Annotated in this window: 17 protein-coding genes; 9 read left to right on the forward strand and 8 right to left on the reverse strand. The window is 61.5% G+C overall.

Annotated features, from left to right (window positions below):
- Position 1: 1 nt before the first annotated feature.
- Together CBW66_RS07510 and CBW66_RS07515 are read right to left on the reverse strand one after the other, a co-directional pair.
- Positions 2-274: a DUF2007 domain-containing protein gene (locus tag CBW66_RS07510; protein WP_086136658.1), complete on the reverse strand. Its 273-nt coding sequence runs from the start codon at positions 272-274 to the stop codon at positions 2-4.
- A gap of 51 nt (positions 275-325) precedes the next feature.
- On the reverse strand, positions 326-2,296 hold the full coding sequence (locus CBW66_RS07515; RefSeq protein WP_172402207.1) for a methyl-accepting chemotaxis protein: 1,971 nt from the start codon (positions 2,294-2,296) through the stop codon (positions 326-328).
- A gap of 522 nt (positions 2,297-2,818) precedes the next feature.
- Here CBW66_RS07515 and CBW66_RS07520 point away from each other — a divergent pair.
- Complete coding sequence (locus CBW66_RS07520) at positions 2,819-5,086, forward strand: carboxy terminal-processing peptidase (protein WP_086136659.1); 2,268 nt, start codon at positions 2,819-2,821, stop codon at positions 5,084-5,086.
- Positions 5,087-5,284: 198 nt separating this feature from the next.
- Here the strand turns inward: CBW66_RS07520 and CBW66_RS07525 are convergent, their stop codons facing one another.
- Positions 5,285-6,211: a LysR family transcriptional regulator gene (locus CBW66_RS07525; protein ID WP_086136660.1), complete on the reverse strand. Its 927-nt coding sequence runs from the start codon at positions 6,209-6,211 to the stop codon at positions 5,285-5,287.
- Between the two features lie 120 nt (positions 6,212-6,331).
- Here CBW66_RS07525 and CBW66_RS07530 point away from each other — a divergent pair, with 120 nt between their 5' ends.
- Positions 6,332-7,558 carry an MFS transporter gene (locus CBW66_RS07530; RefSeq protein ID WP_086136661.1) on the forward strand — a complete coding sequence of 409 codons (1,227 nt, stop codon included), beginning with the start codon at positions 6,332-6,334 and terminating at the stop codon, positions 7,556-7,558.
- A 158-nt stretch (positions 7,559-7,716) separates the two neighbouring features.
- On the opposite strand, the gene CBW66_RS07535 is transcribed toward CBW66_RS07530, so the two are convergent.
- Positions 7,717-8,763: a hypothetical protein gene (locus CBW66_RS07535; protein ID WP_086136662.1), complete on the reverse strand. Its 1,047-nt coding sequence runs from the start codon at positions 8,761-8,763 to the stop codon at positions 7,717-7,719.
- A gap of 244 nt (positions 8,764-9,007) precedes the next feature.
- A complete protein-coding gene (locus CBW66_RS07540) occupies positions 9,008-9,661 on the reverse strand; it encodes a pentapeptide repeat-containing protein (protein ID WP_086136663.1) in 654 nt (217 codons plus the stop codon).
- A gap of 338 nt (positions 9,662-9,999) precedes the next feature.
- Here CBW66_RS07540 and alaC point away from each other — a divergent pair, with 338 nt between their 5' ends.
- The 3 genes from alaC to CBW66_RS07555 all read left to right on the forward strand — a co-directional run bounded on the left by alaC (position 10,000) and on the right by CBW66_RS07555 (position 14,682).
- Complete coding sequence (alaC, locus tag CBW66_RS07545) at positions 10,000-11,217, forward strand: alanine transaminase (RefSeq protein ID WP_139841547.1); 1,218 nt, start codon at positions 10,000-10,002, stop codon at positions 11,215-11,217.
- Positions 11,218-11,580: 363 nt separating this feature from the next.
- Complete coding sequence (gene metE, locus CBW66_RS07550; protein WP_086142940.1) at positions 11,581-13,869, forward strand: 5-methyltetrahydropteroyltriglutamate--homocysteine S-methyltransferase; 2,289 nt, start codon at positions 11,581-11,583, stop codon at positions 13,867-13,869.
- A 237-nt stretch (positions 13,870-14,106) separates the two neighbouring features.
- Complete coding sequence (locus tag CBW66_RS07555; RefSeq protein ID WP_205701156.1) at positions 14,107-14,682, forward strand: hypothetical protein; 576 nt, start codon at positions 14,107-14,109, stop codon at positions 14,680-14,682.
- On the opposite strand, the gene CBW66_RS28400 is transcribed toward CBW66_RS07555, so the two are convergent.
- Positions 14,649-14,837: a hypothetical protein gene (locus tag CBW66_RS28400; RefSeq protein ID WP_086136665.1), complete on the reverse strand. Its 189-nt coding sequence runs from the start codon at positions 14,835-14,837 to the stop codon at positions 14,649-14,651. The genes CBW66_RS07555 and CBW66_RS28400 overlap by 34 nt on opposite strands.
- 134 nt (positions 14,838-14,971) lie before the next feature.
- Here CBW66_RS28400 and CBW66_RS07560 point away from each other — a divergent pair, with 134 nt between their 5' ends.
- Entirely contained in the window at positions 14,972-16,048 is a 1,077-nt protein-coding gene (locus tag CBW66_RS07560; RefSeq protein WP_139841548.1) for a pyruvate dehydrogenase, read from the forward strand.
- On the opposite strand, the gene CBW66_RS07565 is transcribed toward CBW66_RS07560, so the two are convergent.
- Positions 16,033-16,524, reverse strand: coding sequence for a MarR family winged helix-turn-helix transcriptional regulator (locus CBW66_RS07565; RefSeq protein ID WP_086136667.1), 492 nt, complete (start codon positions 16,522-16,524; stop codon positions 16,033-16,035). The two genes, CBW66_RS07560 and CBW66_RS07565, sit on opposite strands and share 16 nt — an antisense overlap.
- A 132-nt stretch (positions 16,525-16,656) precedes the next feature.
- On the opposite strand from CBW66_RS07565, the gene aceE reads away from it, so the two are divergent.
- From aceE to CBW66_RS07580, 3 genes are all read left to right on the forward strand, one after another.
- Positions 16,657-19,332 (forward strand): pyruvate dehydrogenase (acetyl-transferring), homodimeric type, encoded by a 2,676-nt coding sequence (aceE, locus tag CBW66_RS07570; protein WP_086136668.1) that lies wholly within the window; start codon positions 16,657-16,659, stop codon positions 19,330-19,332.
- 18 nt (positions 19,333-19,350) lie between these two features.
- The gene (gene gstA, locus CBW66_RS07575; RefSeq protein WP_086136669.1) at positions 19,351-19,971 is read left to right on the forward strand and encodes a glutathione transferase GstA; all 621 of its coding nucleotides are present in this window, start codon (positions 19,351-19,353) and stop codon (positions 19,969-19,971) included.
- 180 nt (positions 19,972-20,151) lie between these two features.
- The gene (locus CBW66_RS07580; RefSeq protein WP_230492215.1) at positions 20,152-20,673 is read left to right on the forward strand and encodes a hypothetical protein; all 522 of its coding nucleotides are present in this window, start codon (positions 20,152-20,154) and stop codon (positions 20,671-20,673) included.
- Between the two features lie 253 nt (positions 20,674-20,926).
- On the opposite strand, the gene CBW66_RS07590 is transcribed toward CBW66_RS07580, so the two are convergent.
- Positions 20,927-22,150: an MFS transporter gene (locus tag CBW66_RS07590; RefSeq protein WP_086136671.1), complete on the reverse strand. Its 1,224-nt coding sequence runs from the start codon at positions 22,148-22,150 to the stop codon at positions 20,927-20,929.
- Between the last annotated feature and the right edge of the window lie 132 nt (positions 22,151-22,282).

A 22,282-nucleotide genomic window follows, 5' to 3' on the forward strand; every position in this document is an offset into this window, starting at 1 on the left:
GTTACTCCACCACCGGCACGCCCACATCGGCATCATCCGCCAGCGCCAGATCGCCCCGCTCGAACGCGGCGAGGATTTCATTGGCGCGCGCCACGTCGTGTTCGCGCACCATGACGCGGGCGCCGCCGATGGCTGCCGCCAGCAGCATGTCGGCCTGCATGTGCTGGTCGTCCGTCAGCAGCACGTCGATGCCGGCGGCGGCCAGGCAGCCGCGGATGACGTGCGCATCCGTGGGGATCATCAGGCGGGCAATCAAAACATAGTCGTCGTGCATCGTGTCTCCTGGCAAGGTGGATTCGTCCCCATCTTAGCACCAGGCATGACCTTACAGCTTGAACACGCCCACCACCTGGTTCAGCTCATGCGCCTGCTCCTGCAGGGCGTCGGCGGCCGCGGCCGCTTCTTCCACCAGGGCCGCATTCTGCTGGGTCACCTGGTCCATCTGGGCGATGGCCTGGTTGACTTGCTCGATGCCGCTGCGCTGCTCTTCGCTTGCCTGCGCTATTTCCGCCATTATGGTGCTCACTTGCTGCACGCTGGCGACCACGGTATCCATGGTGGCGCTGGCCTGGCTCACTTGCGCGTGGCCCAGGTCCACCGTGCCGGTGGATGCCTGGATCAGATCCTTGATGTCTTTCGCGGCGGCCGTCGAGCGCTGCGCCAGGGTGCGCACCTCGGTGGCGACGACGGCGAAGCCGCGTCCCTGCTCGCCGGCCCTGGCCGCTTCCACGGCCGCGTTCAAGGCCAGGATATTCGTCTGGAAGGCGATGCCGTCGATGACGCCGATGATGTCGGCGATCTTGCCCGAGGAACTGCGGATGGCGTCCATGGTGCTGGCCACCTGCGCCACGGCCGCGCCGCCTTCGGCCGCCAGACTCGACGAGTCGTGCGCCAGCCGGCTCGCCTGCTGCGCATGGTCGACGTTCTGGCGCACGGTGGAGCTCAATTCCTCCATCGAGGCGGCTGTTTCTTCCAGTGAACTGGCTTGCTGTTCCGTGCGGCTCGACAAATCCAGGTTGCCGCTGGCGATTTCTCCGGAGGCCGTGGCGATCTGGCCGGCGCTGCCGCGCACGTTGCCGACCACTTGCGACAGGTTGTCGCTGATGCGGTTCATGGCGCGCAGCAGGCGGCCGATCTCGTCCAGGCTGCTGGTATCGAGGTGCACCGTCAGGTCGCCGGCGGCGATCTGCGTGGCGGCCGTTTCGGCGGCGGCCAGCGGGCGCGACACGAGGGTGCGCACGAGCCAGTACAGCAGCAGGGCGAAGACGAGCAGGGCGATGAAGCCGGAAATGGCCAGCTGGTTGCGCAGCTGGCGCGCTTCCGCCGTGATCTCGTCCGTAAACGTGCCGCCCGCGATGATCCATTGCCACTCCTTGAATTGACGGTAATACAGCTGCTTTTCGCGCGCGAGGGCCGCCGTTTCGCCGGGCGCCGCCCACGTGTAGCGCATGGCGCCGTCTTTCTGCGCCAGCATGTCCTGGATGAACAGGCGGCCGTCGCTGGCCTTGAAGTCGAGCGCGCTCTTGCCTTCGCTGTTCGGGTGCAGCACCAGGTGGCCGTAGTTGGCGCCGGGCGCCGTGTCGACGATATAGATGTAGCCCGTCTGGCCGATCTTCACCTGGCGAATCTTCTCTTTCAGCATGGCCAGATTCTTGCTGATATCGAGGCCGATGAACAGCACGCCCACCACCTTGCCCGCCGCGTCGCGCACGGGATCATATTGCGTAATGTATTGCTTTCCAAACAAAGTTGCCATGCCGACGAAGCGTTGGCCCGCGCGCAGCGGCGCGTAGCTCGGGTGGTTGTGGTCGAGCTGGGTACCGATGGCGCGTTCGCCATCCTGCTTTTTCAGCGACGTGCTGATGCGCACGAATTCATCGCCGTTGGCGGCAAAGATGGTGGCGATCACGCCCGTCTGGGCCGTATAGCGGTCGACCACGGCCGTGTCGAGGTTGAGCACCTTGCCGCCGTTGGCCAGCGCGGGCGTGGCCTTGCCGGCCACGGCCACCATGGCGCCCGCGTCGACCGTGAACGGGCCGGGAAATTCGGCCGCGAACAGGCGCGCGAAGCTGGCCGCTTCGTTGACCATGGCCGTATGGAAGACTTGCGTGGTCGTCATGACGCTATTGAGTTCGCTGGTGACGGCCGCTTCGGCACGCTGTTCCAGGGCATTCGAGGTACGGATGCTGATCAGGGTCGTCAGGCTGGCGAGGATCAGGCTGACCAGGGCGAAAGTGAAAACGGTGATCTTGCCGCCGACACTCCATTGGCGGGGGGAGAACGAAATTGTAGGCATAGTGTGAGTCTGGCAAAGGGTAATCAGCTCGGCCATTCCTGGTCATGACATGACACGCGGGGAGGGGATCTGGTGGGGAGACTGTTGAAACGAAAGCGCTCCGGCTTTGGGAGTCACGCGCAGGCAAGCCGGATTTCAGGGTGCGATGATAGCATGTTGCTTGCCATTTGTTACTAAGTGTTTCCCGCAGGAATTAATTTTTCCTGTAAAAGCATTATCTGTGTCAAGGATTGTGCAAGCGGCCTATTGACTTTTTTGATTTGAATTGGGCGTGTTGATATCGATTGTTGGCGAGAGATGTGATTTTTGTCACGAATGTTTCACTTTGTAATGAATGAGACGCCGTCTTTAATCCGCGTTTAAGCTTCCAGGAAGAAACTGATCTTCCTTGGGAGACTGCCAGGCCGTATCCTGTAGAATAATATGCAGACCAGTCGTGTATCCCCTTACTGTCTTGCCGGCAGGCGCATGAAGATAGAACTGCGCCGCCTGAAGTGATTTAACTAATTTTCGGAGAAGCCGATGAAGAAGCAAATGATGCTGGTCACCCTGGTGCTTGCCCTGTCAGCCCACGCTGGCGCAGCCCAGACGGACAAGAGCGCCGCTCCTCCGCTACCCATGAAGCCGCTGGCCCAGCAAACGCAGGCCGCCTTGTGGGCATCGCGCGTATTGACGCGCGTCCATTACAAGGCCATGCCGCTCGACGACGCCATGTCGGAGAAAATCTTCGACCGCTATTTCAAGTCCCTGGACGCGGAAAAACTGTTCTTCGTGCAAGCCGACATCGACCGCTTCGCCCCGCTGCGCACCAAGCTCGACGACGCCATCATCAATGAAGACCTGACGGCGCCGTTCGCCATCTACAACCTCTACCAGCAGCGTTTCGACGAGCGCATGGCGTATGCGCGTGAATTGCTGAAAACCAAGTTCGACTTTACCACCGACGAGAGCTACCAGATCGACCGCGAAAAGGCCGCCTGGCCGAAGAACGACGAGGAAGTGCGCGACCTGTGGCGCAAGCGCGTCAAGAACGACTGGCTGCGCCTGAAACTGGCGGGCAAGGAAGACAAGGCTATCCGCGAGACGCTGGACAAGCGCTATGAAAGCTACACGACCCGTTCACGCAAACTCAACAGCGAAGACGTGTTCCAGATCTTCATGAACGCGTACGCCATGTCGATCGAACCGCACACCAATTACCTGGGCCCGCGCGCCTCGGATAACTTCGACATCGCCATGCGCCTGTCGCTCGAAGGCATCGGCGCCGTGCTGCAGACGCGCGACGAATACACGGTGGTGCGCGAAGTGGTGCCGGGCAGCCCGGCCGGCCTGTCGGGCAAGCTGAAAGTGGGCGACCGCATCGTCGGCGTGGGGCAGGGCGAAAGCGGCCCCATCACCGAAGTGCTGGGCATGCGCATCGACGACGTGGTGCAATTGATCCGCGGCGCCAAGGATTCCGTGGTGCGCCTCGACATCCTGCCGGCCGATGCCGGCCCCGATGCCAAGCACGTGGTCTTGCCGCTGGTGCGCAAGAAAATCAGCATGGAAGAGCAGGCGGCGAAGAAATCGATCATCGAAGTGCGCGAGAACGGCGTCAAGCGCCGCATCGGCGTCATTGCCTTGCCGACCTTCTACCAGGACTTCGAAGCGCGCCGCCGTGGCGACAAGGACTTTAAAAGCGCCACGCGCGACGTCAGCCGTCTGCTGACCGAGCTGAAGAAGGACAAGGTCGACAACGTCCTGATCGACTTGCGCAACAACGGCGGCGGTTCGCTGAACGAAGCCGTCGAACTGACGGGCCTGTTCATCGACAAGGGCCCGGTCGTGATGCAGCGCAATGCCGAAGGCAAGGTCGACGTGGAAAGCGACACCAATGCGGGCCTGGCTTGGGATGGCCCGATGGGCGTGCTGATCAACCGCGGCTCGGCATCGGCTTCCGAGATTTTCGCCGCCGCCGTGCAGGATTACGGCCGTGGCGTCATCATCGGCGAAGGCAGCTTCGGCAAGGGCACCGTGCAGACGCTGTTCAACCTCGACCGTTTCGGCGGCAGCGAGAAAGCCCGTTTCGGCGAGCTGAAAATGACCATCGCCCAGTTCTTCCGCATCAATGGCGGCACCACGCAGTTGCGTGGCGTCACCCCCGACATCAAGCTGCCAGCCATGTCGGACACGGAAAACTTCGGCGAATCGAGCTATGACAATGCCCTGCCATGGGTGGCCATCAAGCCGGCGCCGTACATGCCGACGGGCGACCTGAAGGATATCGTGCCGCTGCTGGACAAGAAGCATGAAGCGCGCGTGGCCAAGGACAAGGACTTCCAGTATTTGCTCGATGACATCGCTCTCGTCGTCAAGCAGCGCAAGGAAAACCAGATTTCGCTCAATGAAACCGTGCGCCGCAAGGAGCGCGATGCCCAGGAAGCGCGCGCCAAGGCCCGTGAAAAACGCCTGATCGCGCAGATTTCGAATCCGGCCGACGATCTGGTGGTGATTCCCGATCCGAAAGACGTGCTGAAGGGCGCGAAAGCGGCCAGCAAGACGGCCAAGCAGATCGCCGCCGTGAAGGGCGCCTTGCGCACCGATGACGGCTTGCAGGGCGACGAGCGGGCGCTGAGCGCCGAACTCGATGCCGAAACGGCCGCCAAGAGCGCCAAGGACGTGCTGCTGAACGAAGCGGCGCGCATCCTGGCCGACGAGGTGGCGCTGATCAAGGCCGACACGCGCATGGCGGCGAAGGTCTTGCCGTATGGCGCCGATGCCAAGGCGACGCCGGTGACGGCAGCGAAGTAAAGTTTTCATGTACAAAAAAACCGGTTCCTTGCAGAGCCGGTTTTTTTTCGCCCTGATCAGTTATCTGTTTGGCGTATTTCTATCATTCCAACAATCAATTGGATCGATATGCGGCGATGCAGCATAATGCACTTGTCTCCTCTATTCTCCTCCAAGAAAATAGATTCAGCCCGCTCTCGCAGCGGGCTTTTTTTTGCCTCAGATGTTGTGCGCGGGCAGCTGCACGTCGGGCTGGGCCGCCAGCAGCGCCGTGATCCAGCCGGCAAACGCCTGCAGCTTGGGCGTGGCCAACCGGCCTTGCGGCGTCAGCAGCGACATTGGCATCGGCGTCGGCGGATGATCGGCCAGCACGGCCACCAGCGCGCCGCTGTCGAGATGCTCGCGTACCTGATACACGGCCGCCTGCGCCAGTCCCAGTCCTTGCAGCGCGCAATCGACGCTGGCGTCCGCGTCGTTGACGGCGATGGGGCCGGCCATCTGCACGCGCAGCACTTCCTTGCCTTGTTGGAAATCCCAGTCGAAGGCGCGTCCCGTGCGGCCCGAGTAATGCATGATGCCCCGGTGCGCGGCCAGGTCGGCCAGGGCCTGCGGCACGCCGTGGCGCGCCAGATAGGTGGGCGAGGCGCAGGTGACGAAGCGCATCAGGCCGATCTGCTTGCCGATGAAGGCGGAATCCTGCAAGGTGCCCACGCGCAAGGCGCAATCGATGCCTTCCTGCGTCAGGTCGACCAGGCGGTCCGTCAGGCTCAGCTGCAATTGCACGTCCGGCCAGGCGGCGTGGAAGTGCGCGATATGCGGCACGACCAACCTGCGGCCCACCGTATTGGGCAGGTTGATGCGCAGCAAGCCGCGCGGTTTTTTCGCGTCGGGACCGCGAAACGCCAGTTCCGCCGTGTCGACGGCTTTCAAAATATCAATGCAATGGCGAAAGTACTCGGCCCCTTCCGGCGTCAGCGACAAGCGGCGCGTGGTTCGCTGCAGCAATTGCGTGCCCAGGTAGGCTTCCAGCTTTTGCAGGGTGGCCGTCAGCGCCGCGCGCGGCAAATTCAAGGTCTCGGCCGCCTTGGAAAAACTGTTGGCTTCGACGATGCGCACGAAGGTCTGCATGGCCTTGATTTTGTCCATAGGATAGCTTCCATTATCATTGTTCATTTTATGTGAAAAGTATAAGTGGATTATGCCCTGATTATCTTTGCCGCAGTTTTGCATAGAATGGCGACATCCCTACCGAACCGAGGAAACAACATGAACAAGGCCTCTTCCCGCGCGGCTGTCGCCGCGTCCCACGACATCGCACCGGCCATGGTGCTGCTGCTGGCCATCGCTTCCGGCCTCATCGTCGCCAATCTGTATTACGCGCAAACCCTGGTCGGGCCCATCAGCGCCTCGACGGGCCTGTCGGCCAAGGCGGCCGGGCTGATCGTTACCCTGACACAGGTCGGCTATACCCTGGGTCTGCTGTTTGTCGTGCCGCTGGGCGACTTGCTGGAAAACCGCCGCCTGATCGTCACGGCCTTGCTGGTGACGGCCACAGCCCTGGTGGCGGCGGCCCTCTCCACGGGCCCCATCGTCTTCCTGGCCGCCGCGCTGGCCATCGGCCTCGGCTCCGTGGCGGCGCAGGTGATCGTGCCGTTTGCCGCCCACCTGTCGCAGGAAGCGACGCGGGGACAAACCGTGGGCAAGGTGGTCAGCGGCTTGTTGCTGGGTATCATGCTGGCCCGTCCCGTGGCGTCGCTGGTGGCCGCGCACGCCAGCTGGCACGTGGTGTTTGGCGGCGCCGCCGTGCTGATGGTATTGCTGGCGCTGGTGCTGCGCCGCGCCTTGCCCGTGCGTCAGCCCGTGTCGAGCATGCGCTATCCGGCCTTGATGGCCTCGCTGTGGCATTTGCTGCTGGGTACGCCCGTGCTGCGCCGCCGCGCCGCCTATCACGCGGGTTTGTTTGGCGCTTTCAGCCTGTTCTGGACCGTCACGCCGCTGGTGCTGGCCAGCCCCGCGTTCGGTCTGTCGCAAACGGGCATCGCCATCTTCGCCCTGGTGGGCATGGCGGGCGCCGTCGCCTCGCCCATCGCGGGCCGCCTGGCGGACGCGGGCCACACCTTGCCGGCCACGGCTGCCGCGCTGGCGCTGGGCATCGCCGCGTTTGCCTTGCCCATGTTCGCCCCGGAATCGACACATGTGGCGCTGGGCTTGCTGGTGGTGGCGTCCATCGTGCTCGACATGGGCGTGGCGGCCAACCTGGTACTGGGCCAGCGCGCCATCTTCAGCCTGGGCGCGGAAGTGCGGGGCCGCCTGAACGGCCTGTATTTCGCGCTGTTCTTCGCCGGCGGCGCGGCCGGTTCGGCCATCGGCGCCTGGGTGTATGCCAGCTATGGCTGGCCAGCAACCTTGCTGACCGGCATGGCGTTTCCGGGCTTGGCCCTGCTGGTGTGGCTGGCAGAATTTTTGCCGCTGGCCGCGCGCCGCACGGCTTGAAACCCTGATGGCGTCTCATTATCACTGATGGATATTTCTATCATCATGAATATAAAGTGGCGTGATATACCGCAATGCCGCAAGATGCACTTGTCTCCTCTATCTCCTCCAAGGAAATAGATTCAGCCCGCTCCCGCAGCGGGCTTTTTTTTGCCTCTTTATTTGCGCAGTTTGCCATCGGCATCACAATAGCCATAACGTTGGGGACTGCCGCACCAGCCAGCTTCCTTCTGTGCTTCGGCTAGCTGGTTGCAATGCACGGTGCGGAAATGTGTCGGCAGATAGCTTTTTAATGTGGCATCAGAGATATTTCGAGGGGAAATTTTTTCGCCTTGCGGGGGCGGCGGGAAAGTCGCTGCAATCGCGCGATCCGCTACATTGTCAATGAAGAGGACAGTTTCACCCTCCTGCACCTGGCACATATGATTGGTAGTGAAGTCATAACGTTCAGCGGCCTTGATCATGAACAGTGGCCCCTTGTTTGAAATGCCCTGGATCATGGCCTGGGCCGCCGAATAACTTCCGATAAAGCCAGCAAGGGAGATTGCAAAGAGGAAGTAAGTGGTTTTTTTATTGGTCTTGAAATCGAAAATAAACAAGAACAACAGAAAAATGACCTCGAAAATGATTGCCAGCACAGCATAGGCAAAGGCGCTGAACGAGAAGGCAAATATCAGGGTGGCGAGGCCAAACGAAAAGGGCAGGTAGGACGGCGGAAAAGGAAAATTGGCCGCAAAAAAATCGACAGCGCTCAGGCGCGAAAAAATCACGCAGGCAGACACCGCCAGGGAAACCCCCACTTTTGCCAACAGGCTTGCAAAAACGGAATTCAGCGAAAATAGTACCCATGCAATGCCTGACACCCCAACGACGAGAATGCCTGTCAGCGCCACCTGTTCGAGGATGTAATTTACATAATCATCTGTTTCCTGGATATGCAGGTGCGAGATCAGGAGGATCAGGCCGCCTATCGTGGCAATGGAAAAAATAACAAGTGAAATAATGGTCTTGGGATCGTTATATCTTTCGATCAGCGCAGGAATGATTTTTTCGGTGTCGGGAGATATCTTGACGATGAATCTTCTGATGCTCTCCTTGTTTTCACGCAGCGCCATATAACTGAAGATTACTCCCGCTGGCGGAATGGTGATGGATGTCAGGATGCACAGCAGTATGAATAAGATTATTTTTACTATCTTCATCATTGTTATTGGGCAGTATCGTCGGCGGATGTTTAAATGGAAACCTGCGTGCGGAATATAGCACGCATTATTTGGCATGGACTGCGGTGAATCGCATGGCGTGAGAAATTGTGTGGGCCTGAAAAACCACTGGCGAGCGACGCAGAGTGGGCGATGGACATGGAAAATGCCACCAGCCCTGAACCCTTGGTTGCGGCAACCCGCATTTACCGCAAGCTTGCTGTCAAGAACGGCTGTGGGGCAAGGCTTACATCACCACCAGATCGAGCGCGCGCATGAAGTTGGCCGCCTGCGCATGCGTGATGACAGCGCCTTTCAGCAGCGCAGCTTCGCTCAGTTTGAACCCGTCGATATCGACGCCGCGCAAGTCCGCGCCCTGGAACTTCGCCAGTTTGATGGTGGCATTGCGCAAGCTGCCGCCTTCGAAAACGGCGTCGCGGAAGTCGCAGCCGGCCAGGTAGGCGTCGGAAAAATCCAGCTGCTTTAATATCGCCTTGCGGAACGAAAAGCCGCGCAGGTCGGCGCCCACCAGCAGGCTGTCGTCGAAGGTCAAGCCCAGGTGGGCCGCTTCCTCGAACGAGGCGCCCGTCAGCTTGCAGCCGCGGTAGGTGACCGAGGCCAGCTTGGCGCGCCGCCACTTCGTGTTGTTCAGGTCGCAGCCTTCGAAATTCGCGTCGACGGCATCGACCGATTCGAAGTCGGCGCTGCCGGCGCGGCAGCGGCGCCAGGTGCTGCGTGCCAGCTTGCTGGCAAATAAATTTGTTTCGGCAAAGGTGCAGCGTTCAAAGGTGCAGCCCTGCAAATCGAGGCGCGACAAGTCTTCGCCATCGAAGGCGCAATCGATGAAGTGGCGCACAGGTAGGGCCAGTTGCTGCTCGATACCGGCGCGGTCCAGGGTCATGCCAGTTACTGCGGTGTCGTGTGTTGCCATCCGTTTTTTATTCCTCATCAAAACAGGGGAGGGATGGCGCGGCGGGAAAATGCACGAACCAGAACACCTCCCCGGCTGGTGGTACAGCCAAGGGGCAGCGCCGTGGGTCCGCGTGGGCGGGAGCATGCCGGACTGTGCCGGGCACTTACCGGGTTACCAACCGGTGCGCTCATTTTCGATCAGCCTGCATTGTAACGACTCTGCAGCACCCTTGCCAGTGCCCGATAAACCGGGTTAGACTCGTTGCAGGCGCACTCATTGCGCCAACGTCGCTCGGACGGATCCGGGCGCTTACGTATAGAGATACCATGACCGACAGCCAAGCTCCGCGCAGCTTTTCGCGCATCAATCGTCTTCCCCCCTACGTTTTCAATATTACCGCCGAACTCAAGATGGCCGCGCGCCGCCGTGGCGAGGACATCATCGACATGTCGATGGGCAATCCCGATGGCGCCACGCCGGCCCACATCGTGGACAAGCTGGTCGAAACGGTCAAACGTCCCGACACGCACGGCTATTCCGCCTCCAAGGGCATTCCGCGACTGCGCCGCGCGATTGCACACTGGTACAAGAAGCGCTACGAGGTCGACATCGACCCGGACAGCGAAGCCATCGTCACCATCGGCTCGAAAGAGGGCCTGGCCCATTTGATGCTGGCGACCCTGGACCGGGGCGACACGGTGCTGGTGCCGAACCCCAGCTACCCGATCCACATCTGGGGCGCCGTCATCGCGGGCGCCGATATCCGTTCCGTGCGCATGGGGCCGGGCGTGGACTTCTTTGCCGAACTGGAACGGGCGATCCGCGAAAGCTACCCGAAGCCGAAGATGATGGTGCTGGGTTTCCCGTCCAACCCCACGGCGCAATGCGTGGAACTGGAGTTTTTCGAGCGCGTCGTCGCGCTGGCGAAGCAGCACAATATTTTGGTGGTGCACGACCTGGCGTATGCCGACATCACCTTCGATGGCTGGAAGGCGCCGTCCATCATGCAGGTGCCGGGCGCGCGCGACGTGGCCGTCGAGTTTTTCACCATGTCGAAAAGCTACAACATGGCGGGCTGGCGCATCGGCTTCATGGTGGGCAATGCCGAACTGGTGGCGGCCCTGGCGCGCATCAAGAGCTACCACGATTATGGCAGTTTCACGCCCGTGCAAGTGGCGGCCATTGCCGCGCTGGAAGGCGACCAAAGCTGCGTGACGGACATCTGCGCGCAGTACCAGCGCCGCCGCGACGTGCTGGTGAAAGGCTTGCATGAAGCAGGCTGGATGGTGGAGAAACCGAAGGCGTCGATGTATATCTGGGCGCATATCCCGGAGGCTTACCGCCACCTGGGCTCGCTGGAATTTGCCAAGCTGCTGCTGCAAAAAGCCAAGGTGAGCGTGTCGCCTGGCATCGGTTTCGGCGAATACGGCGATGAATACGTGCGCTTCGCCCTGATCGAAAACGAGGCCCGTGTGCGGCAGGCGTTGCGGGGCATCAAGAATATGTTGCGTTCCGGCGACGGAAAGCCGGAAGCGGCAGCATAAAAATTGCCGCATGGAATGCTTTGTTGCCCCTAATATCACTATTGCGTATTTCTGACATCACGAATATAAAGTGGTTTTATATGCTGCAACGCGGCATCATTCATCTGTCTCCTCTATCTTCCTCCAAGGAAATAGATTCAGCCCGCTCCCGCAGCGGGCTTTTTTTTGCCTGTCGTTTTGCTCCTGGGCACCGGCCGGCACGCACGGCGAACCAGGTGCTCGACTACTCGCGGCACGGCCTCCTGAAGACGTTCAAGCCTACACATGCATGAAAATTAATAATGGATTTATGAAGTTTTACCATTATTTTTCATGGATGAAAGCCTCTATGATGACCCCACACTTCACTGGGAGGCAATCACCATGACCGTCACGACACACAATTTGGGCTACCCGCGCATCGGCGCCAAACGCGAACTGAAATTCGCCCTGGAAGATTACTGGAAGGGACACAGCAGCCTGGACGCGCTGGAGGGCCAGGGTGCGGAACTGCGCCAGCGCCACTGGCAAGACCAGCACGCGCTGGACTTCGCGCCCGTGGGCGACTTTTCCTTCTACGACCAGGTGCTGGATCTGAGCTTTACACTCGGCAACCTGCCGCAGCGCGTGCGCGGCCTGGAAGGCGCCGCGCTCGACAACTATTTCCGCGTGGCCCGAGGCCGCTCGGCCAGCGACAGCGATTGCAGCTGCGTCCACGCCGGTGAAATGACGAAATGGTTCGACACCAACTATCACTACATCGTGCCGGAATTTTCGGCCGGGACGCAATTCAAGCTCGACAGCAGCCGCCTGCTGCGGCAACTGGCGCAAGCGCGCCAGCTCGGCGTGAACGCCAAACCCGTGCTGATCGGCCCTGTCACCTATTTGTGGCTGGGCAAGGCCAAGGATGATTCCGACAAGCTGGCGCTGCTGCAAGGCTTGCTGCCCGTCTACGTGCAATTGCTGCAGGAACTGGCGGGCCAGGGCGTGGAATGGGTGCAGATCGACGAACCGATACTCGTCACGGAACTCGATGGCGCATGGCGGCAGGCGCTCGTCACGGCCTACGACGCCTTGAGCAAGGTCAATCACGTCAAACTGCTGCTGGCCACGTATTTCGGCAAGCTGCAAGACAATTTGCCGCTGGCGTGCAAGCTGCCCGTGCAAGGCTTGCACCTCGATGCCGTCAACGCCGGCGAGGAAGTGGCGCAGGTGATTGCCCAATTGCCCGCCAGCAGCGTGCTGTCGCTGGGCGTGGTGAATGGCCGCAATATCTGGAAGACGGATTTGACGCAAGTGCTGGCGTGGCTGGAACCCGTGCATGCCAGCCTGCAATCGCGCCTGTGGATCGCCCCGTCGTGCTCGCTGCTGCACGTGCCTGTCGACCTGGACATTGAGCACAAGCTTGATGACGATATCCGCTCCTGGCTGGCCTTTGCCCGCCAGAAGCTTGATGAAGTGCACACCATCGCTGGCGCCCTGAACCATGGCCGCGCCTCCGTGCAGGCGGCGCTCGATGCCAATCATGCCGCCGTGCAAGCGCGCTGGCAGTCGAACCGCGTGCACAATCCCGATGTGAAAGCGGCCGTGGCCCGCATCAACGCCGGCATGGGCCAGCGCGCGAGCGCTTATGCGGTGCGTGCCGTAAAGCAGGCTGCGCTGTTGCAACTGCCGCTGTATCCGACGACGACCATCGGCTCGTTCCCGCAGACGGCGGAAATCCGCCGGGCGCGCAGCCAGTTGCGCAACGGCCAGCTCGATGCAGCCAGTTACAAAAAACTGATGCAGGCGGAAATTGCCCATTGCGTTCAGGAACAGGAAACCCTGGGCCTGGACGTCTTCGTGCACGGCGAGGCGGAACGCAATGACATGGTGGAATACTTTGGCGAACAGCTCGACGGCTATGCCTTCAGCCAGTTCGGCTGGGTGCAATCGTACGGTTCGCGCTGCGTCAAGCCGCCCATTTTGTTTGGCGACATCAGCCGCCCCCGCGCCATGACGGTCGAGTGGAGCACTTACGCCCAGTCGCTGACGGACAAGCCGATGAAAGGCATGCTGACGGGGCCTGTCACCATCCTGAACTGGTCCTTCGTGCGCGACGACCAGCCCCGTTCCGTCTCGTGCCACCAGCTGGCGCTGGCCATGCGTGCCGAAGTGCAGGACCTGGAGCGGGCCGGTATCCGTGTGATTCAGATCGACGAGGCGGCCTTGCGCGAAGGCTTGCCACTGCGTCAATCCCAGTGGGCCGAGTATCTGCGCTGGGCCGTGGAATCGTTCCGCATCACCGCCAATGGCGTGGCCGATGCAACGCAGATCCACACGCATATGTGCTATTCGGAATTCAACGACATCATCGCGCAGATCGCCGGCATGGATGCGGATGTCATCACGATTGAAACCTCGCGTTCCGACATGGAACTGCTGGATGCCTTCGACGATTTCAACTATCCGAACGACATCGGCCCCGGCGTCTACGACATTCATTCGCCCAACATTCCGAGCCAGGAGCAAATGCTGACATTGATGCGCAAGGCGGCCCAGCGCATTCCCGCGCGGCGCCTGTGGGTCAATCCCGATTGCGGCTTGAAGACACGCGGCTGGAAAGAAGTGATTCCCGCGCTGGCCAACATGGTGGCGGCAGCGAAAACCTTGCGCGGCGAGAACGTCGCGTAAGGATGGCTGGGGCAGGGGAGGCCTGTATGGCTCAGATATAGCAGGATCGTATTTCTATCATCACAACATGCAATTGGATAATGATGCTGCAATGCGGCATCATTCGTCTGTCTCCTCTACTTCCTCACAGGAAATAGATTCAGCCCGCTTCCGTAGCGGGCTTTTTTTTGCCTGCTTTCACGGCCTCATCCCTTAATATATGTTTGTCTAACCACAAACATACAAGAAGACAAATTGATGATGCCTTTGTTTCGTGCCGCCGGCATGCTGGCGCTGATGGCGCTCGGTGCCTGTTCGGCGGAGAAGCACCCGTTTGACCGCCATTTGGCCCAATTGCGTCCGGTCACGGTGGCAGCGCTACCAGATATGGGGTGGGCGCCCGGCACGATGCTGTGCCCGATGGGTATTTATCAGAGCGAGTTAAGCGACTCGGCGCCGCAGGCGGATCGCGTTAATGCATTCCTGAGGCACAAGAAATTTCTGGGTGATGAAGGCCTTTGGTCGCTGATCGTCGTCAAACCGATGTCCGAAGGGGCCGCCGGTATCGAGCAATTGCTTTTCAAGCGCGGCGACTATGACGTGATCACTGATCCGCAACTCATAGCGCGAGATGCGGAAACGCTGCCAGCGGGCTTTGCGCCGCACGCTTGCGTAACCGTGGGGCAAGCCCGCTTGCTGGTGACGCGCGCACAAGGATCGCATCGAAAGCGCATCATTTTTGGAGCGAGCCAGGCCCGTTTCCACAGCGGGTTCTGCTTGCCTGCGCCGTGCCTGACGCGCTACAGCACATTCGCCGCCACGGCCGAACTGTAGTTGCGCGCCAGTGCCGCGATGATGGCGGCCATCGCCTGCGGGTTGTCCGTGCTGCCGAAATGCACGGCATACAGGCGCTTGGCCGCCTCGACTTGCGCATTCGTCAGTTTCACGGCATAAGCCATGCGCACGGTTTCAGAATTGTTTAGCGTCATTTTTCACCTCGAAGACACAATTTCGGTTGGCTCGCGCCGCTTGTACGGGCAATGGATTGCAACTACAATGATTGCATTTGCAATCGTATAGGCAATGCCTGCCTTGCGCAAGCATTGTTGACACAGGAGCCTTCATGCATTCTTCCCCGTTATTTCCTCCTTCGCCGTTGGACGCCGCGCGCCACGCCGCCCAAGCCTGCCTGGCCGCGCTGGCGGCACCGCTGGCGTTGCCGTTACCGCTGGTTTCGCCGCGCCGGGCGCTGGGCGCCATCGCGGGCAGCCTGCAGACGAATCCCGGTGCGGCGAACGCCATCCGCGTCGTGCGCGCGGAAGTGGCGCAGCGGCATGACGATGCCTGGAATGTGATGGCCTCCGCCAGTGCCTGGCCGCTGCGCTATGGCGCCGACAAACCGCTGCTGTATCTGTGCCGCCCAGCTTCGCTCCAGGCATTGAGTGGCGTGCTGCTCGATGCGCGCGCGCGTGGCATCGTCTGCAGCGATGCGGAAACGCAAGCCTCGCGCTGGCCGAAGGGCGTGCAGCCCGCGCTGCCCGCCTGGCTTGCCACGCAGCACAATTGCACACCGTTCGACCCGGCCACGGGCGAGGAAGTGCGCGCCATCCTGCGTTCGGCACTGGAAACGCTGTATGTGGAACAGCAGGCAGGTTATTACTATCTGGCCATACATGATGCGGATGCGGTGACGACGCCCTTGTCGGCCGCCGATGCGGCAGCGGCCAGCCTGGGCATGTACCGTGTGTCGCCGCCGGATCCGGCGCCATGCCGGGTGCGTCTATGCGGAGCGGGAACGATGCTGGCCGTCGTTGCCGATGCGGCCCGCTTGCTGAAGGACGACTGGAATATTGTCGCGCAAGTGTGGAGCTGCCCCAGCTATACACGCCTGGCGCGCGATGCGCAGGCGGCGGAGCAGTGGAACCTGCGTCACCCGCGCGCCGTCCCGAGACTGGCCCACGTGCAGCGCTGCCTCGATGACAGCGCCGCGCCCGTCATCGCCGTCACCGGCTACGGGCAGCACATCGCGGGCCAGATCGGCGGCTACGTGCGCGGGCGTTTTATCGCCGTCGGCGCTGACGCCATGATGGAGGTCAGCGCGCCGTGGCTGGCTGTTACCGCCTTGAAAGCCCTGGCCGACGATGGCGCGCTGCCGGTGCCGTTCGTCGAGTACGCGCTGCGGCGTTACGCCTTGCTCTGAACCTTGCCCTGGCCTGCGCCGCGTGCGGCCTCGGCGGCGCGCGCGAGGGCGGCGCTGAAGACCTGCTGCTCGCCGCTGTCAAATTGCGCCAGGAACAGGTCGGCCACCGTGGCCTGGTAGACGGCCCACATCTTCTTGCGCAAGACCTTGCCATCTTCCGTGATGGAAACGAAGGCGGCGCGCCCGTCTTCCATCGAACGCGTGCGCGTCACCAGCCGGTCCGTTTCCAGCTTGTCCACCAGACGCGTCAGGTTGTAGCGCTCGATGGCCAGCGCGTCGGCCAGTTCGTGCATGCGGCGCGAACCGTCCTGTCCGCTTTCGAGGCCCCACAGCACGTCATACCACGCATACACGGGCAGGCCGGCCGCGGCGAGGCGGCGCTCGATTTCGCGGATCATCAAACGGTGCATGCGCACGAACGAGAACCACAGGTCGGGCGCAGGGGCCGGGCCAATTTCAGGCGCAGTTTCAGACATCGTATTCCTCCAGATCGATCACAGTTGCAAATGCAATTATAGCGCTATACAATGGCCGTCATTACGATTGCAAATGCAATGATTGCATAGGCAATGATTCGTGTATTGAATTTCCCAACTCAGGAGACTGCCATGACCACATCCCTTGCCGTGCCCGATATCGATCCGCAGGAAACCAAAGAATGGCTGGAGGCGATGCAGGCCGTCGTCGCGGTGGAAGGGCGTCCGCGCGCCCATTACCTGCTTGATCAGCTCGTCGATTCCGATTCCGCGCAGCACGGCGGCATGCATGGCCGCGTCACCACCGCCTATACCAACAGCATCGCCACCGAACGCCAGGGCGTGTATCCGGGCGACCTGGCCATCGAGCGCCGCCTGAATGCCTACATCCGCTGGAATGCGATGGTGATGGTGCTGCGCGCGGCCAGACACTCGAACGTGGGCGGCCATATCGCCACCTACCAGTCGGCTGCCGTGCTGTACGACGTGGGTTTCGATCACTTCTTCCGTGGTCGCACAGACCAGTTCGCCGGCGACCTGGTCTACATCCAGGGCCATTCCGCACCCGGCATCTATGGCCGCGCCTTTCTGGAAGGCCGCATCACGGAAACGCAACTGGACAACTACCGCCGCGAAGCGGGGCGCGAGGGCTTGTCCTCGTATCCGCATCCCCGGCTGATGCCCGACTTCTGGCAATTTCCCACCGTCTCCATGGGGCTGGGCCCGCTGACGGCCGCCTACCAGGCCCGCTTCATGCGCTACCTCGAGTACCGTGGCTTGAAGGAACACCAGGGCCGCAAGGTATGGGCCTTCCTTGGCGATGGCGAGATGGACCAGCCCGAATCCCTGGCCGCCATTTCCCTTGGCGGACGAGAACGCCTGGATAACCTGATCTTTGTCGTCAACTGCAACCTGCAGCGCCTGGACGGTCCCGTGCGCGGCAACAGCAAAGTCATCCAGGAGCTGGAGGGCACGTTCCGCGCGGCGGGCTGGCATGTCATCAAAGTCATCTGGGGCAGCGGCTGGGATGCCTTGCTGGCGCGCGATACGAGCGGCTTGTTGCGCCAACGCATGATGGAATGCGTGGACGGCGATTACCAGACCTTCAAATCGCAAAATGGCGCCTATGTGCGCGAGCATTTCTTCGGCAAGTATCCGCAACTGCTGGCGCTGGTGGCGCACATGTCGGACGACGACATCTGGAAGCTGACGCGCGGCGGCCACGACCCGGAAAAAGTGCACGCCGCGTATGCCGAGGCCATGCGCACGCCGGGCCGTCCTACCGTGATCCTGGCCAAGACCGTCAAGGGTTTCGGCATGGGCGAGGCGGGCGAAGGGCAGAATATCAACCATCAGCTGAAAAAGATGAGCGCCGACGCCGTGCGGGCATTTCGCGACCGCTTCGCGCTGCCCGTCAGCGATGCCCAGCTGGAAGACATGCCCTACCTGAAACCGGCACCGGACAGCGAGGAAGGCCGCTACTTTGCCGCGCGCCGGGCGCAGCTGGGCGGTCATATTCCCGCGCGCGTCAGCAAGGCCGAGCCCTTGCCCGTGCCGCCCCTGTCCGCGTTCGCCACCCAGCTCAAGGATAGCGGCGAGCGCGGTTCGTCCACCACCATGGCCTTCGTGCGCATCCTCGGTACCTTGCTGAAAGATCCCGCCTTGAGCAAGATCATCGTGCCCATCGTGCCCGATGAATCGCGCACCTTTGGCATGGAAGGCCTGTTTCGCCAGATCGGCATCCATTCCTGGCTGGGCCAGCTGTACACGCCGCAGGACGCCGGGCAGCTCAGTTATTACAAGGAAGCCAAGGATGGGCAGATCTTGCAGGAAGGGATCAATGAATCGGGCGCCATTTCTTCCTGGATCGCCGCCGGCACGTCGTACAGCAACCATGGCCTGGCGACGATTCCGTTCTACATCTTCTATTCGATGTTCGGCTTGCAGCGCGTGGGCGACCTGGCGTGGGCGGCGGCCGATGCCCGCACACGCGGCTTTTTGCTGGGCGCCACGTCGGGCCGCACGACCTTGATGGGGGAAGGCCTGCAGCACGACGATGGCCATAGCCACGTGCTGTCGTCCGTGATTCCGAACTGCATCTCGTACGACCCCACGTTCGCGTATGAGCTGGCCGTCATCGTCCACGACGGCATGCGCCGCATGTTTGCCGAGCAAGAGGATATTTTCTATTACATCACTTTGCTCAACGAAAACTATCCGCACCCGGCCATGCCGGTCGGGGCCGAGGCGGGCATCTTGCAGGGACTGTATCTGCTGCAGGAAAGCCCGGAAGCACTCATGGCAACCACGCCGCGCGTGCAGCTGATGGGCAGTGGTTCCATCCTGCGCGAAGTGCTGGCCGCCAGCGTGCTGCTGCGGCAGGATTTCGGCGTGGCGGCCGATGTGTGGAGCGCCACCAGCCTGACGCAAGTGCGGCGCGACGGACTGGCCGCGCAGCGCTGGAACATGCTGCATCCGGACAGCGCGCCGCGCGTGCCGTATATCGAGCAATGCCTGGCTGGCCGGCAAGGCCCGGTGGTGATCGCCACCGATTACATGAAGATCGTGGCCGACCAGGTGCGCCCGTTCGTGACGGACCGGCGCTTCGTTGCCCTGGGCACGGATGGCTTCGGCCGCTCCGATACGCGCGAATCCTTGCGCACTTTCTTTGAAGTGGACCGCCATTTCATCCTGCTGGCCGCGCTGACGGCGCTGGCCGATGGGGGCCAGCTGCCGCGCAGCAAGATTGGCGAAGCCATCGCCAAATATGGCATCGACGTGGAAAAGCTCGATCCCGCGTCCGTGTAACTTTTCAAGGAGTGCATCATGAAACTGTATTACGCAAGGGGAACGTGTTCCCTGTCGCCGCACATCGTGGCCATCGAGGCGGGCATCGCGCTGGAACTGGAACGTGTCGATATCCGGAAGATTCCGCGCATCACGGAAACGGGCGCCGATTATGCGCGCATCAATCCGAATCTGTACGTGCCGGCGCTGGCGCTGGACGACGGTACCATCTTGCTGGAGGGAACGGCCATCGTGCAGTACCTGGCCGACCTGGCGCCGGCCAGCGGCCTGGCGCCGCCGGCAGGGACCATGGCGCACGTGCAGCTGCAGTCGTGGCTGGGTTTTATTGCCACCGAGCTGCACAAGGTGTTCAGCCCCTGGCTGTTCCACCCGGAATACGGCGCGCAGGCGCAGGACGTGGCCCGTTCGCGCCTGGCCGCACGCATCGACTATGTGGAGCGGCAACTGGCGGCCGGCGGGCCGTATCTGCTGGGCGAGCGCTATTCCATCGCGGATGCCTATCTGTACACCATCCTCAGCTGGTCGGCGCACGCCAAGGTGGATTTGTCGGCCTTCCCGCAAGTGGGGCGCTTGATCGAGCGCGTCGGCGAGCGTCCCGCCGTGCGCCAGGCGTTGCGCGAGGAAGAGGGGAGATATTGATAAAACATATTTCTATCATCACAACAGACAATTGGCTTTATATGTTGCGATGCGGCATCATTCACCTGTCTCCTCTACTTTCTCACAGAAAATAGATTCAGCCCGCTCCCGCAGCGGGCTTTTTTTTTGCCATTGCGCCTGATCGCGCCGGCTTTCACAGCGTCATCCCTTAAGATAGCCTTGCCCGGCCATACACAAGGAGACCAGTTGATGATGCCTTTGCTTCGCATCGCCCGCATGCTGGCATGGATGCCGCTTGCTGCTTGCTCGCCGGCACCGCACACGTTCGACCGCTACCTGGCCCAATTGCCAGCGGATACGGTCGCCGCGCTGCCCGAGATGGCCTGGCCGCCCGGTACGGTGCTATGCCCGCTGGCGCTGTATCAAAGCGCGCTGGGTGAGGCGGCGCCTCCTGCGGACAGGGTCAACGCCTTCTTGAAGCAAAAGCAATTTCTAGGTGGCGAGGACTGGTCGCTCATCGTCGTCAAGCCTGCGCCGGCAGGAAACGCCGGTATCGAGCAGCTGTTTTTCAAGCGCGCCGACTATGACGTGATCAATGATCCGCAACTGATGGGGCGCGCTGCGCAGACAGTGCCACCGGGATTTGTGCCGCGCGCTTGCGTCAGCGCAGAACAAGCCCGCGTGCTGGTCACGCGCGCTCAAGGATCGCAGCGCAAGCGCATCATTTTTGGAACGCTCTGAACAAGATATTGACAAAGCATATTTCTATCATCACAACATACAATTGGATGAATATGCTGCCGTGCGGCATCATTACACCTGTCTCCTCTACTTTCTCACAGAAAATAGATTCAGCCCGCTCCCGCAGCGGGCTTTTTTTTTGCCCGTCCTGTCCGGCATCTATGCCCGCATTGGCAGCCGATTTGGCGCCACCGTGTCCGAACTGGACGCTGGCCCGTTGGCCCATCGACGGTGAGCGGCAGGCACGATTGCGTCAATCCCGTGCGGAGCCGAGCTGCTTGCCGGCCGCTTTCATTGTGTGTTCAGCACGGCTGATACTCAAGGACAGCAGCAAGGCAGCAGCGGCGCAACCTGCGGCAAGCCAGAGGTTGGCGGACAGGCCCAGCCTGTCAACGGCCTGTCCACCGGTCCAGGCCCCGAGCGCAATGCCGATATTGAAGAATCCCACATACAGCGCGGCGACGATCTCCACGGCCCCGGGCGCCGCCTTCAGCATCAGGGTCATCAGGCCGACCGAGACGCCGCCGTAGGCCAATCCCCATACCAGCAATACCACGCCGCCGCCGATGCCGGAGTCGCCGACAGCCAGGAACAGCAGTGGCGTGAGCAGCAGGCCGCCCGAAATGGCGATGATGGTAGTCGCCGTGCGCCGCACGGCAACGATACCGGCCAGGAAGTTGCCAATGATGCCCGCGACGCCATAAGCAAACAGCAGTGCGCCCAGCCATTGCGCATCGAACCCCGACACGGCCAGCAGGAGCGGGCGCACGAAGGTAAAGGCCATGAAATGGCTGCTCACCAGCAGCAGGGTCAGAAGCAGTCCCGCTTGCAACTGCCTGTTGCGCAGTTGGTTAACGAATTGCCGCCAGGTCGTCGAAGCGGCAGCGGGCAGGGCGGGAATGACGGCCAGATGCAGCGCCAGTACCAAGCCGCTGAACAGCGCCATGATGCCGAAGGCCCAGCGCCACCCTGCAAGGTCGCCGATTTGTGCGCCTAGCGGCACGCCCAGCACGGAAGCTGCCGCCACGCCACCGAAGATGATCGACGTTGCCAGGCCGACCGAGCGGACAGGAACCAGCCGGGAAGCGAGGCCGCCGGCGATGGCCCAGATGCCGCCCATGCAAAAACCGACGAGTACACGTGCCGCCAGCATCCACGCCATATTCTGCGCCAGTGCGCAGGCAACGTTGGCGACCACCAATAGACTGAGCAAACCACAAAGAATTGTGCGCCTGTCCAGACTTCCCGACGCGACCACGACCAGCGGCGCGAACAAGGCCGCCAGCAATGCTGGCAGCGAGATCATCAGGCCGGCGCTTCCTGTGGAGGTGCCGAGGGTGTCGGCAATCGGCGTCAACAGGCCGACCGGGAGCATTTCCGTCGTCACGACTGAAAAGGTGGCCATGCCGACAGCGGCGACCGCCAGCCACGGGTGGCGGCTAGCGGTGTCTGTGGCAACGTGGGCAGACGTATTCATGGTGCATATCCTTATGTGATCATGCGATAGACGGCGCATGCCCTGCTTGCATAGGAGGCACGCCGCGGTGATAATACATACAGCGCGTATGAATAATTGTATATTCATACGCAGTGAATGTAAATAATCATA

The organism is Janthinobacterium sp. GW456P, from assembly GCF_002127655.1.
Classification (GTDB): domain Bacteria; phylum Pseudomonadota; class Gammaproteobacteria; order Burkholderiales; family Burkholderiaceae_D; genus Janthinobacterium.